Annotated in this window: 8 protein-coding genes and 3 pseudogenes; 5 read left to right on the top strand and 6 right to left on the bottom strand. The window is 60.6% G+C overall.

Annotated elements, in window-relative coordinates; all coding sequences use genetic code 11:
• Positions 1–7 precede the first annotated feature (7 nt).
• The 4 genes from AAFG13_RS36005 (at position 8) to AAFG13_RS35990 (ending at position 4,022) form a co-directional block, all read left to right on the top strand.
• The gene (locus AAFG13_RS36005) at positions 8–1,768 is read left to right on the top strand and encodes an MFS transporter (RefSeq protein ID WP_342709803.1); all 1,761 of its coding nucleotides are present in this window, start codon (positions 8–10) and stop codon (positions 1,766–1,768) included.
• A gap of 989 nt (positions 1,769–2,757) precedes the next feature.
• On the top strand, positions 2,758–2,976 hold the full coding sequence (locus AAFG13_RS36000) for a hypothetical protein (RefSeq protein WP_342713464.1): 219 nt from the start codon (positions 2,758–2,760) through the stop codon (positions 2,974–2,976).
• Positions 2,977–3,165: 189 nt separating this feature from the next.
• A complete protein-coding gene (locus AAFG13_RS35995; protein ID WP_342709802.1) occupies positions 3,166–3,369 on the top strand; it encodes a hypothetical protein in 204 nt (67 codons plus the stop codon).
• A gap of 23 nt (positions 3,370–3,392) precedes the next feature.
• A complete protein-coding gene (locus tag AAFG13_RS35990; RefSeq protein ID WP_342709801.1) occupies positions 3,393–4,022 on the top strand; it encodes a GNAT family N-acetyltransferase in 630 nt (209 codons plus the stop codon).
• Between the two features lie 469 nt (positions 4,023–4,491).
• Here the strand turns inward: AAFG13_RS35990 and AAFG13_RS35985 are convergent, their stop codons facing one another.
• From AAFG13_RS35985 to AAFG13_RS35970, 4 genes and pseudogenes are all read right to left on the bottom strand, one after another.
• Complete coding sequence (locus tag AAFG13_RS35985; RefSeq protein WP_342709800.1) at positions 4,492–5,712, bottom strand: hypothetical protein; 1,221 nt, start codon at positions 5,710–5,712, stop codon at positions 4,492–4,494.
• 149 nt (positions 5,713–5,861) lie between these two features.
• Positions 5,862–6,608, bottom strand: a pseudogene (locus AAFG13_RS35980) (IS66 family transposase); the annotation flags it as partial.
• Positions 6,609–6,862: 254 nt separating this feature from the next.
• Positions 6,863–7,897, bottom strand: coding sequence for an IS110 family transposase (locus tag AAFG13_RS35975; RefSeq protein ID WP_342709799.1), 1,035 nt, complete (start codon positions 7,895–7,897; stop codon positions 6,863–6,865).
• A gap of 78 nt (positions 7,898–7,975) precedes the next feature.
• Positions 7,976–8,158 (bottom strand): annotated as a pseudogene (locus AAFG13_RS35970) (transposase); the annotation flags it as partial.
• A 484-nt stretch (positions 8,159–8,642) separates the two neighbouring features.
• Between AAFG13_RS35970 and AAFG13_RS35965 the strand changes: the two are divergent.
• The gene (locus AAFG13_RS35965) at positions 8,643–10,337 is read left to right on the top strand and encodes an outer membrane beta-barrel protein (protein ID WP_342709798.1); all 1,695 of its coding nucleotides are present in this window, start codon (positions 8,643–8,645) and stop codon (positions 10,335–10,337) included.
• 1,309 nt (positions 10,338–11,646) lie between these two features.
• On the opposite strand, the pseudogene AAFG13_RS35960 reads toward AAFG13_RS35965, so the two are convergent.
• Together AAFG13_RS35960 and AAFG13_RS35955 are read right to left on the bottom strand one after the other, a co-directional pair.
• Positions 11,647–12,029 (bottom strand): annotated as a pseudogene (locus AAFG13_RS35960) (hypothetical protein); the annotation flags it as partial.
• 122 nt (positions 12,030–12,151) lie between these two features.
• A complete protein-coding gene (locus AAFG13_RS35955) occupies positions 12,152–13,675 on the bottom strand; it encodes a peptidase S10 (protein WP_342713463.1) in 1,524 nt (507 codons plus the stop codon).
• Positions 13,676–13,722: the final 47 nt, after the last annotated feature.

The raw sequence follows: 13,722 nt of genomic DNA, 5'->3' as shown, positions 1-13,722 counted from the left end.
CTCCGACATGACCGATCCAGTTAAAGTCCAGACAGGGGGCGCCGACGGCATCGCGGCTCCGCTGCGGCACGCGGCCTTCCGACGCATCTGGCTTGCGAGCCTGCTCTCCAACCTCGGTATCTTGATTCAAGGTGTTGGTGCGGCCTGGGCGATGACGCAGATGACGTCCTCGGCTGACAAGGTCGCGCTGGTGCAGACGGCGCTGCTACTGCCGGTGATGCTGATCTCGATGCCAGCCGGCGCGATCGCTGATATGTTTGACCGTCGCATCGTGGCGCTGATCTCGCTTGGTATTGCGTTCGCCGGCGCAACCGGACTGACGGTGATCGCCTGGCTTGGCTTGGTCACACCGAACCTCTTGCTTGCGCTCTGCTTCGTGGTCGGCAGCGGCATGGCGCTGATGGGACCCGCCTGGCAATCGTCGGTCAGCGAACAGGTGCCCTCAGAAGCGCTGCTGCCTGCAGCCGTCGCGCTGAACGGCATCAGCTACAATATCGCGCGCAGCGTGGGTCCGGCGATCGGCGGAGTCGTGGTGGCGACCGCGGGCGCAGTCGCCGCATTCGCGCTCAACACCTTGCTCTATCTGCCGCTGATGGTCGCGTTATTCCTTTGGAAGCGCATCAGTGTACCCTCGCGCCTACCGCCTGAGCGACTGAGCCGCGCCATGGTGTTAGGCGTACGTTACATCACCAATTCACCATCGATCAAAATTGTGCTCATTCGGACCCTGGTGACGGGCCTCATCGGCGGCCCGATCGTTGCACTAATGCCGCTGGTGGCGCGCGATCTTTTGCATGGCGACGCCCAGACCTACGGCATCATGCTCGGCGCCTTTGGCCTGGGTGCGGTGGTCGGTGCGTTGAGTATCACCGAACTGCGCAAGCGGATGAGCGGCGAGGCCGCGATCCGCGCCTGCGCGCTGTCAATGGGCGGGGCGATCGCCGCGGTCGCGCTCAGCCGCCAACCGGTGTTGACGGCGATGGCGCTGGTCCTGGCCGGCGCCGTGTGGATGATGGCGTGGACGGTGTTCAGCATTGGCGTGCAGTTGTCCGCGCCGCGATGGGTGGCCGGGCGTTCGCTCGCGGCCTATCAGGCGGCGGGCTCAGGCGGAGTTGCCGTCGGCAGCTGGGGTTGGGGCCATCTGACCGACGCGGCCGGGGTTGAAACTGCGCTGCTGCTTTCGGCCGCCCTGATGGTCGCCTCACCACTCATCGGCCGTTGGCTGCCCATGCCCCGCGTCGGTGCGCGGGGTGAGGAGGCCGAGCTGCTCGCCGATCCCGAGGTACGGCTCGCCTTGACCGGACGCAGCGGGCCTCTCGTGGTCGAGATTGAATATAGGGTTGCACAGGAAAATGCGCGGGCATTTCATAATGTCATGCAGGAGGTGCAATTGTCGCGCCAGCGCAACGGTGCCTATGGCTGCTCGATCGCGCGCGACATTGCCGATCCGGAATTGTGGACCGAGCGCTACCACTGCCCGACCTGGTTCGACTACCTGCGCTTGCGCAACCGTCCGACCCGGTCCGAGCGTGCACTGGAGCAGCGAGCAATTCACTTCCACATCGGTCCCGCGCCGGTCCGCGTCCGCCGCATGCTGGAGAGGCCATTCGGCTCAGTACGCTGGAAGGACGACACGCCGGACCACGCGACCGCCGAAATGCTGCCGGAGATCCCAAGCGGCAAAGTCCGTACGCAGCCGGTCGCTCCGGTTGATCAGACAACACAGCCTGCCGGCAGGCACCGAAAAGCCACAAGCAGTTTGAAATGACAGAAGCGATGAGTGATCAGTGGGTTTGGCGCGGATCCATCGTGCGACAAGCTGACCCGACGCCCATCGCGACGGCGACACATTCACGCCAGACGCCCGGGCGACGTATATCTTTTTAGGGAATCCTCGAAACTCGCTTCGCTCTTCGCCGCGCTGTACCTCGACGAAGTATGCCCTCATGACGCGGAAAAGATGTCATTGCCTCCTCCTTGAAGGAGTGGGATAGATGTGACCAAGATCGATTAATAATCTAGCTGCAAGGCGTAAGAAGGCAGCGAGCTGTCGGTCTCTCTTCCCCGGCGGCAATCGGGGGGCATGCGCGATCAAACCCTGTCTCCGGTAGCCTTCACTGACCGTGACGAGCCTCGCGCCACTTTGCTCGAGCCTGCTTGTCTTTGCCATCATCTAAAGCGAACGGGCTGGTCGCATTGGAACTGCCGGCACGGTTGTGCCTCACTCAGAAGCTCCGCGAACTCTAAATGCGGCAAGGGCTTTTATCCGGCTGAAGCCGCGAACCTTGCTCTGTAGGTGTCTGCGGCCAGAACGCGAACACAGCTCCGAGCGCGGTGCATGCGGGCCGGGCTGGATGAAGCATGCGGATTGTCCTCGATTTGGTTGGGAACGGCCCGAGCTTCGCCTCACCTTCCGTGTCCGACAAGCACGTGACCCCTGGGATGGCAGCGCAAGACATGCAGCTTCCCGGCGGACATCATGAAGGCCAATCGCCGCACGTGGTTCTTCGACCGAACACCGCTGCGTATTCTCGCAATCTTGAGCAGAGAAACAAGAAGCGTCTCATCGTGGGTCCTTGTCGTTGGTCTGATTTTTGCCATCGCCATCCCGCTGGCTACTGTTCGACAGGACGTGTTGTAAGGATTTACCAACCATGCAGGATTACCGATCTGGTCGCTAACCAATCGACAATCGTTCTGGCACAACTTCCAGCCGGCATGGAAAGAGGAGATTCGAACGTGACCGGACTGGCTGTTATGGAAAACGTGCGTCGCTACCGAGCAATAGCGTCGCTGTGCCGTCAGGCCGCGACATTCCGTCCGGTTCAACGAATCTCGTTGCTGACGCAGGCTGAGGAGTGGGAGCAGCGAGCGGTCGTCGAGCTTGAGGGATATTTTTGCGCTTTAAATGGATGTCGTGGATCTAAAATGGGAGGGCCGAGCCAGCCGTCGTCAGACTTCCCTGGATCAATTTAACATCACTCCTTTATCTCACGGACATGTGCCACCATGATTGTCCTCGGACCACTTCTCGTCATCGTAGTGAGATGCAGCAACATACGTTCAGTCAACTACCAAAATTAGCAGGCGATTTAAACGACGGAAACATGCCACCTGCAGCTTGACGAATGTGGGCTGATCAAACGCGACCGTCCGCAGCAGGGCATGAAGATGGCAGCAAGCGAGACAAGCTTTGAGCAATCGGTGATCCTGATCGACAACTTCGACTCCTTTACGTTCAACATCGCCCAGATGGTTGGCGAGGTAAATGGTAAAGAAGCCATTGTCTTTGATAACGCTGCACCGTGGAGGAAATTCGCAAAATCCCTCACGACCGCATTATTCTCTCGCCGGGACCAGGAAACCTGAGCATCGGTTGCGGCGGCGCCATCGTGGCGTTGTCCGATCCCAATGCGGAGTTCGACGAGATCCTCCTCATGGCGCGCGAGCCGATCCGTGAAATTGCCGAGGCCGTAACAGGCGACCCGGATCATGCCCTGGTGATCCATGGCGCAGATAATGAAGCGGGCGAGAAAATAGTAGCCGATTCCGCGCATCGTGTTCGCAGGGCAAGATTCCAGGATCGGGACACTATTGCTAAGTGTGTGCAGGCACTTCTCACCGAGCTCGGCGGACCGGGGCCGCAATTCGAGCTACAGGTCGCGGTCGGCGTTGCTGGGCAAATGGCCATGGATTCGCGCCTTGGCTTCGCCTTGATAATGGAGAATGTGCCCGCAGCCGAAGTGATCGGCATTGCCGTCGTCTCCCAGGTCTTCGCGGTCAGGGCTTCAGGCCATTATGGCGTTCTGCAGGAGCTTTGGGTCGATCCGCGCTATCGCTCGGCTCAACATGGGAGATGGCTTCTGGCCGCCGTGGACCGCGAGGCGCGAGCGCGGGGATGGCCCATGATCGAGGTGTCTCTTCCCCTGGCCGGCCACCCCGGCGCGGAGAGGTTGGTCGCATTCTATGAAAGCATGGGCTTCACACCTGCGGGAGAAAGGCGACGAAGGAGGCTTCTGTGACCTGGCTAACCGTACACCTGACATCGGCCTCCTCCGGCAATGGGGGCCTCATCGCCGATGCGACGGGTTCAATTAAGTCTTCAAGGGAAGTGGAGGACCGAATCAACGAGATCCGGACGGGATTGGCTCGTCCGGTGTTCAGTCTATCTCGCCCTCTGAAGACGAGGCGCTCCGGCTCGGGCCACATCCACGACAGCCCGAAATCACCGAGCCTGCCAGACGATATGCAGCGGCCGGTATGCCGCAGAACACATCCGTCGACGCGGGAAGCTATCAGCGCGCGCTTTTTTTGCCGCTACCGGCTTCGCAGCCGCGACCACAATCGCCTCTAAGCGAAGTCCGGTGAGCTACGCACTGTGTCGACCGCCCGGGCATCACGCGGGGCGCGCAGCGAGGGGCGGAGCTGCTAGGCTCCCCCCTATCCCGATCAATAACTGCGCGCGATCATTGGAACCCGCACGCGGGCTGCTCACGGCGTGGCGATACGAGATTGCGGCGGCGGAACGTACCGGTTGCGGAAGAGGCGAATGTCCCGAGGTCCTCCCGGACCCCGCACAACTGTATAGGGCACGCTAAAGATGTCGATGCTCGTCTGCGGCTCGCTCGAACTCGGCAGTAAGCCCTGCTGATCTAACTGAAGAATCAGAAGATCGGGGGCCGGTTGATCACGATGGACCCAGTTCGGGCCGACAGCAGGCCCGAAATCCGGTGGCCCGGAGTTATTGATTGGTCCTGTTGCTGCGCGATCCAGTCGCTGGCGATGGCGTGAAGGCTCGGCGGAAGACGAGGGCCCGGCGGCTTCCTGATTCTGAAAGCCGGGCTCGCGGGCCGGACCCGCGACAGACGGCCCAGCTCGCTGGCCGCGCTGAAGCGCGAATGCGTGGGCGAATTCGCGCAGCGTTGAGTCGTCGCTGCGTACCCTGTCACGGGAGGGCTCCAGTCGAGCCAACTCGAGGAGGGTGCGCTGGCGACGCAGGTTCTCCTCTGAAGCAGTGAAATTCAAGCTATCGCTAGTGTCGTCTTGGCTCTCGATGTAGTTCTCGAAAGTGTCGACGGAGTCGATTCGACGCTCCAAGGCCTGGGCCTGGTGATGACGCACAGGCGCGATGGAAGGCGATGAAACGGTTTGCTGACCCGGGGGGGTGGTCGGTTCACGGGCCCCACCATGCGGCACAAGGCGAGCATCGTTAGGCAACGCAAGCGGCGACCGCTCCGCCGAAGCAACGGACAAGGCCAGTGGATTGGCTCCCAGGCTACTGCTGGCCAACCGCTCAGCACACCACTGCCGATAATCGTTAATATCAGCCTCTGAGGCAAAACCGCCCGAGGAGTCTAAAACGGCGTTGCGGTCGAGAATCCCCTCAGAGCTGTCTCCAGCGCGGCCCGGCGACGGGTTGCGCACAAAGCGAGGACCGTCACGCAACGCGGACTCACGATAGGGGCGATTCATGCGAGAATACGGGAGACGTTCCTGTACCCCGGCCAGCACTGCGCGGAATTCCCCGGACATACTGCCCAGCGAATTGTCCCCCCCGTTGGATGATTCGACCATTCTCAGCGCGCTTGGCTGCTGGCGAGAGTCCGTTGGATCGGCTGGTGGGGTAGCTTCCGTACTCGAACGCCGGATTTCTCCCTCTTCGTTGATTGTTGGCACAGTGCGTGCAGCCAAAGCTCGATCGATAGAATCCATGCCTCGTCTCCCGTTGAGAACCGCCACAGCGGGTCTTTGATTACGGTAGATTGCGGGGCTTAGCTTACAAGATGCTGACAACCTCGATGACAAAAGCGGTGTCGGCCTTGAGGCGGCAGATGTGGGTAATTCAAAGCAAGCTGAGGCCGTCAGGCGGCGCGGTCCCATGGCATAAGCGCGTCGATTTCGCTGCTCGGCCAGCCGTTGGCGATACGCTGAAGTGTTAGGCGGGGCCAGGCGAATGGATCGACGTTGTTCATTTTTCGCTGTCTGCAGCAGCGTAGCGATGGTTGCCCAGGTTCGTCCGCCGCCGTCGCTGCCCGCGAAGAGGCTATTCTTTCTCGCAATTGTTTGTCGGCTGATGGCGCGCTCGACACTGTTGGAGTCGAGCTCAATGCGGCCGCCGGTGAGGAAGCATTCGAAGATGGCACGGCGCGAGGCGACATAGCGGATCGCCTCGGCCAGTTTTGATTTGCCGGAGGTCCGCCGCAAGGTCTGCTGCCAGAGGTCGAAGAGATCTGCGACGACCGCCGCGGAGGCTTGCTGACGCGGGGCAACGCGAGCGTCGGGGCTTTGCCCGCGCACGGTCTTCTCGATCTGCCAGAGCCTTGCCATCCGCTCGACAGTCGTCGTTGTCGCTTTCGAGCTCCCTGCAACATGCAGCTCGTAGAACTTGCGTCTGCTGTGTGACCTGCAGCCAGCCAATGTGATGCCATCATTGCCGCGATCGGGGCGCGCCAACTTGTTATAGGCGGCATAGCCATCCACTTGCGGGATGCTTCGATAACCATTGAGATGGCGGACCGCGCATTCGCCGGAGCGGCTGTCTTCGAAGCGATAAGCCACCATCGGGGACCGCTGCGGCCAAAGGTTCGGTCATCTCTGGCATAGGCCCATCTGTGGACGCCCCGCCAGATGCAAGCGGTTTTTGAAGAAGATTGGCACGTGGTCGGATGCTGCCATCTGTCCGGCCTCTGATGCAGCGATGGAGCTGCGGGCCCGTATGGGAGTTCGCGGACCGGAACCAAATCATAAGTGCGTGCTCTGGGCACGATGGGTACATCTGGTTCTTCCGGCCCCGTCTCACCGACTGTTGCGCCATACCCTCCTTCGACCGACTACACCTGCGACGACCTCAGGCCCGCCAGGCTCACGCCTTGGCTGCGACCGGAGCCCTGTAGTTCTCCTGCTTTATAAGCAGCGCCCAGACGATCCGCGCCATCTTGTTCGCGAGCGCGACGGTTACCAGCATGCGCGGTTTGCGAGCCAGCATCTGTTCGAGCCAAGACCCCTTTGGCGCGCCGCGTTTGCTCGCCTGTCGCACGACGGCGCTACTGCCGATGATGAGTAGGCGCCTGAGCGTGCGTTCACCCATTTTGGATGTCGCGCCAAGCTTCTGTTTGCCACCCGTCGATCTTTGAAGGGGCGTGAGGCCCAACCAGGCGGCAAAGTCACGGCCCTTGGTAAAGGTCGCGGCTGGCGGTGCTAGGGCGGCGATCGCAGTGGCAGAGATTGGGCCGATGCCAGGAACGGTCATCAGCCTGCGCGATACCGCGTCCTCGCGAGCGCGTCGCGCGATCTCCTGGTCGAGATCTGCGATCTTGCTGTTGAGGCCAGCGAGCAGGTCCAACATCAATCGGAACATGGGGTGGGCAGCTTCAGGAAGCGAGCTGGCCATCGCGTCTTCGTCGATCAGGTCGGCAAGCATCGCCACATGCGACGGGCCTTTCGGTGCGATCCAGCCATATTCAGTGAGGTGTCCCCGGATCGCGTTGATGAGCTGGGTTCGCTGCCGCACCAACAGATCACGGGTTCGAAACAGCAGACCCGCCGCCTGTTGCTGTTCGCTCTTCACGGCCACGAACCGCATGCTCGGCCGCTGCGCTGCTTCGCAGATCGCCTCGGCATCGATCGCGTCATTCTTTTGCCGCTTCACAAACGGCTTTACGTAGGCGGGAGGGATCAGCCGAACTTCATGGCCAAGCTGGGCGAGTTGACGGGCCCAGTGATGGGCTCCGCCACATGCCTCCAGAGCTACCGTGCAACTCGGCTGGGCTGCGAAGAAATCCAGCAGCTTTCCTCGGCTGATCCGTTTGCAGAACATCGCTCGACCCCGTTCATCCGCTCCGTGAACGTGAAAAACGTGCTTGGCGATATCCAGACCGATTGTGATAACTTCTGACACGGACGCCTCCCTTAAGTGGTGCTCAACACCCCCACTTTGGCACATCGATGCCGTCCGGCGGGGGCGTCCACTCCATCATAAGTAGGCCGTTATCGTCGATCCGGAGCCGGGAGCGAGCGTCGGCAAGGTGGTTTCGTCGGCAAAAGCCCGTTCGGCCTTCTTGACCTCGCTGAAGACGTAGTCGGCCACGATCTCCAGCTCGAAGCCGAGCTTACCCATCCATTGCGCCATCAACTGGCGGTCGAGTTCGACCCAGTCGCGTGGGTAATCATGACAAGCCAGCCGAGGCTGATGACGAGCGTCTCCTCTGCGTGCCGCGTTGCCCGAATGATCGCTCGTCAAATGTTTTCGCACGAGGCGGATTCCAATGGCGCAGCGAACCAAGTGTCTTCCCTCGGCAGATAGAAGGATCCAGCGTCCAGGCCGGCACGGCTCGTATTGATAATGTCCACTGGGCTTCGAACGCTTCACGTGAGCCTCGACAGCCAATTCGCGATTCTGTTCAGACCAACGGAGTCGCCTTCTCGTGTTACAGCGAGAATGGCGGCTTCGCGTTTCGCAACATTACTGTCGAACGCTAACAGCGCGATTGTCGGGTTGAACCCCAATGTCGCAAATTTGACGCGTACCTGGCACCTGGAGAGCCTCTTTTAAGCGGCATGCCGCTTGCTTCATTCGCGGCACCATCACCGATGCCAGCGCGAAGGCGCTCGGTTGTGGATGGAAAAACGCAGCAGAGTATTTGATGCGATCTGGACTTCTTTTTTGGGGAGCCACAACAATTGCGCTCGTCGCATGCGGTGCGGCCAATTCGGCGGACCTTGAGCCAGCAGTGCAACTGCCACCGACTGTGTGGGGCTGGTCCGGAGGATATATTGGATGGCACCTCGGCGGTGGCTATGGCCGAACGTCCTTCAGTAATTCCTACGGCTCGTCAATCTATGGCGACGCCGTCGATACCCCTGTGTTCCTGGCAGGTGGGCAGATCGGCTACAATTGGCAGAAGAATAGCTGGGTGTTTGGCCTCGAATTGGATGCCAGCGGTGCTGTCTCCGACGGCACGAATACCTGCCTCGCTGCCTCCGGCTTTGTTGTGAGCGCGAACTGCAAGGCAAGTCCCAACATCTTTGCCAGCGGTACCGGTCGGGTCGGCTACGCTTTTGGCCCGCAGGGCCACACCCTGGCCTACATCAAGGGAGGCGTCGCTTGGCAGAACAATCAAGGCGACGTCGTCAATAACCATGAGTTTGGCCGGTGGTCGCTACAGGAGAAAACCGATTTTGCTTATGGTCGTGTCGGTGGCATCGTCGGGCTGGGCGTCGAGCAGGCGCTTACGCCTGCATGGTCCGTCAAAGCTGAGTATGACTACCTGCATTTCGGCGGCCCGAGGGTCGAGACCCCTCCGACCGTGCAGTTTCCACCGTTTGCAATTCTGCCGGCGAACACAACCAGCCTGTCTAGCAACTATCACATCGGAAAGATCGGGTTGAACTACCATTTTGGCGCCGACCCTTGGACGGCGCAATGGGGCGACGCGCCGCTGTACGCGAACGCACCCGCCAGTGTGCCGCCGATTGCTTACACGCCCGGTTGGTCGTTCGAAGGCGGCTCGCGGCTCTGGCTCAGCCGCGGAAGATTCCAATGGGACCACAGCGCAGTGCCCTATGAGAGCCTAGCAGACCCCAGCATTCTCATCTCGAGGCTCACGTATCACGGACTTGACGGATTTTCCGGGGAGTTATTCGGCCGTCTTGACAGTCCCTGGGGAGCCTTCTTGAAGAGCAATATTGGCACCGGGCGCTTCAACAAGGCAAAAATAAACAATGAAGATTGGGGCATTGAGGAACGACTGTCCTACATCAACAACGTATCAGGCCAAGCAAACGGAAGGTTCACGTACTACACGGCGGACCTAGGTTACGATTTCCTGCGCGGCGCCACCTACAAGGTCGGAGGATTCCTGGGTTGGACCTATTACGCCCAGAGCTCCGACACGATCGGGTGCATGCAGATTGCCAACCCCATGTATCGATGCCCGGCGGCCCCTGATCAAGTCATTGGCAGCCAGGATACTCAATGGAATGCACCTCGTATCGGCCTAAGCGCCGAAACCATGCTCACCGAGCGTTGGCGTTTGAGCGCGGATGTCGCTTACCTGCCTTGGAGCGATTTCAGGGGGCGTGACCATCATCTCTTGCGTGATGAGACCACCTTCGCTGAACAACACGGCAATGGTGGCGGCGTTCAGGTTGAAGGTGTCTTGTCCTACTTCATCACCAAGAACATCAGCGTCGGCGTCGGTGGCCGCTATTGGGCCATGTGGACCAAAAGGGGTGGCGAGTCTGCCTGCAGCAGCAGCGGCTGCGTACCGACCGGTTTTGCGAAGTACAGCATGGAGCGCTGGGGTACGTTCTTTCAGGCTTCCTACAAGTTCGATTGAGAGGCCTACCACAGCCAAGGGAGCTATCAGGGAAACTGGGTGATGACGGACTGGGATAGGCGGCGTATCGAGGCGGGGCTGTCGGGGTCCACTCCTAGTTCAAGGAGCTAGCCTTGTTGTTGCGCGTCCTCGGCATGGTCAGTTGACGATTAGCCCGTCAGCTTCGCGTTGGCTTCCGGGAATGGAATAGTTCGTCGATGCACCGTTTCGGATCCTTGATCCGGGAGCGATCCTTGCGATCGTTCTTCTGTGCCTCGAGCTTCTGCAGGAAACGGAAACGGAGCGATCGGGTCGCGTGCCCCGATCGGCCGTGCTTGGTCATGCCGAAACCCTTTTGGCCACCATGCGTCATTTGATCACCAACGAATGCTGCGCGCCTAATCTCTCGCGGGAAACCGCCAACGAAGCCAAGCTTCATGCGGTTCGCCTAAACCACGATCAAGTGAGCAAAGAATAGCCCTGATCGTCAAAAGGCGCGAGGTGGAGACGGTCAGTTTGCAAGAAGGAATGCTGCGGCGCGGCGCGCCTGCGACCCAACATGTCGGAGCCCCTGAGCCGCTGTGAGGCGTCGGAGGTTCGAGTCAGGGGTCCGCTACATCGCGAAACCCACTATGTCGCAGGCCCTTTTTTCTTATTGGAGAGCAGCCTAACTCGCAACGTTAGTTCCCGATAGTCCGCCAAAGCCGCCGTTCGTGCGCTATTTGTCGCCAGCTCGAAAAGGTCCCAACATAGGTTCAAATCCTGGACGCAGGCGCTCCGACAAACTTCCTCCGCTCGCAATTTCCGTGAAGTAGGTATTCGGCGGTTCGAGAAGTGCGCAAGGGCGTTTCAGGCGGGCGAGGACCGCCGGTATGCTTCGGACCCGGCAGGAGCAAGCTCGTGCAGAGCTTCCCAACTAAGACCTAGCGGGGAGCGAACTACGGTGGAAACGCCGACGCCGTCGCAAGCGCAGAGCTTTAAACTCAAACACCTGGGCGTTGTATGCCGCACGCGAGCCCAAACATACCCGGACGATAAATTCCTGACAGTTGCGATCTCATCCACAAATGATCGGCATGATGTGACGGAGCTTTTGACCATGAAGCGCCCTCCAGCGCCGGGCGCTTGAATGTCGCGGAAATCTGAAGTTTCGCGGCAAAGTCGGCGGCGCCGTATATTCAGCAAAAACTCTGTCGCAAGAATCGGATGGTGCCGAGCGACCATCCGGCCGTCAAATCTCGCAACGTCGTTGCACGATGCGCTATCGTGTAAAGTGTTAGCTTCAGACCTATCAATATGCTCCGGCAGGAGTGTCGTTACGATCTGCCCCGGTCCTGTGCACCCAGCAGCGCTGCGCGCGCGTTTTCGGCCAGACCTCACGGCGGCCTTCCAGAACCCGAGCGCGCCATCGGTGATGGAGCGCTGCGGCGGCATGCCGAGCCCGCGCCGCTTCAGATCGCGATCGCGTACATGCGGCTAGCGGACGGCGACCGGGCCCATACCGGTCATCACCTCGCGCTCCGGCGGGTGACCGTGGCGCACGACGCGCTGGTGGCCGAACGAGGTCTTCAAATCGGCATGCTTGCCGAGAACGTCTGCGACCTCGGCCTCGATCGCCTGGGCCAACAGAGCACGCGTCCCATTGCGCAAGATTTCTGTGCGGATGATGCTATCTTTGGAGCATATCGCTCGGTGGAGAAATGGAGGCGTCAAGCACCCCAAGATATGCCGCCTTCCCGATTCCCGCCGTCGCCAATTTCAGCGATAGCTCGCGCTTTCATCGTCGATCGACGACGGCTTTCAATTTTGAGATCGGTACGAGTTCGGCGTTCGCGTTAATTCATCATCGCTTCGACCTCTGCACGAAAAGCTTGGCGCGAGGCGTCGCGTGAATAGAACATGTGGCCCCCCGGAAAGACTACAAGTTTGACGCGCGGTGCTGAGACAAATGGCGGCAATTGGTCGAGCGCGATCTGGGATCCGAGATAAGGCGTGACGAGGTCAAACAGGCCGTGACCGACTAGCAATTTCATCTTCGCGTCCGTTGCGAGAATCTGGCGCAGCTCCGACAGCGACTCCGGAGGCCTGCGGCCGAAATCCCAAGCCTGCCCGACCGTGTGGTTGATTAGCTCATAGGAGCCGTCCGGCCGCCAGTTTAGCTTGCGCGTAAGGAGATCGACAGTGGCGCTGGTCAGAGGCGCCAGCAGCCTATCGGCCGAGGGATCGCTGGAAAGGCTGAAATCGGAGTCTGGATAGGGATCGAGGCCACGCACCGAGGAGTCATAATTACCGATTAACTTGCCGTTCTTACGATCGAACTCACGGCGAAACTCGGCACGGTCGATGCGGCCCGCGAGCCTGCGACTCACCGCCTGGTCGATGCCGGTCAGCGCCGCGATCTTGTCGGCCAGACGCGTGGTCGCTTCCTTGTCTGCCTGGCCTTTGATGAGGTCGACCAGAAACTCGCCGCGTGCGTAAGCTTCCACGTCGGCGAGATCGGCTCGCTTTACCGGACCCTCGGCTTCACGCAGGGTCGCGACATAGCTTGGCAGCCTTGCAACGTATTGCAGCAGGCTCGTGCCACCGTGCTGGCTGTAGTCGAACAGCGGCGAGACCATGATCAGGCCCTTGACGCCTATGCCCTGCCGCATCTGCAACTGGTGGACAAGCTTTGGTCCACGAATGCCGCCATAGCTTTCACCCGCGATGTATTTCGGCGACAATAGCCGGTCATGCTTTTCGAGCCAGCGGCGGACCACCAGCGCGAGCGCGTTGACGTCGCCCTCAACGGAATAGAGCCGCTTGCGCACATCATCGCCGGTCCTCACGAAACGGCTATAGCCGGTGCCTACGGGGTCGAGAAACACCAAATCGGTGAAATCGAGCCAAGTCTCCGCGTTTGGCCTCGCCTCCGGAAAAGTCGATGGCGTGACCTCGTCAGCATTGATCGGCAGCCGCCACGGTCCGGCATTGCCGAGCTGCAGCCAGGCCGACGATGAGCCCGGTCCGCCGTTGAAGAAGAACGTGACCGGGCGCGTGCCGCGATCGGTGCCGTCAAGCTGATAGGAGGTATAGACGATGTCGGCCTCCGGCTCCCCCTTGTCGTCGAACAGGCGGATGGAGCCGGCCGTCGCGATGAAAGAGAGCGTCCGCCCAGGGAGATCAAGCCTTTGCTTGGTGCTGCAGTCCGGCGGCAGGCGATGCTGCTCGGCCGCCGACGGCGTACTCGGCGCTTGGCCAGCGCCGCCCTTCTGGCCGGCCGGCGTCGTGACCTGGGCACGCGGCGGCGGATCGTCGGCCCGCGCGCTCCCCATCACCCCACAGGCAAACAGGATCAGCGCAAGAGAGGTGCGGCGCATCGCGGTCAACTGCATCAAGTTTCTCCTGTCCCGGCGCGCACTTTTGG

Origin of the sequence: Bradyrhizobium sp. B124, assembly GCF_038967635.1 — a bacterium.
Classification (GTDB): domain Bacteria; phylum Pseudomonadota; class Alphaproteobacteria; order Rhizobiales; family Xanthobacteraceae; genus Bradyrhizobium.
This window is presented reverse-complemented; position numbering and strand designations above follow the sequence as displayed.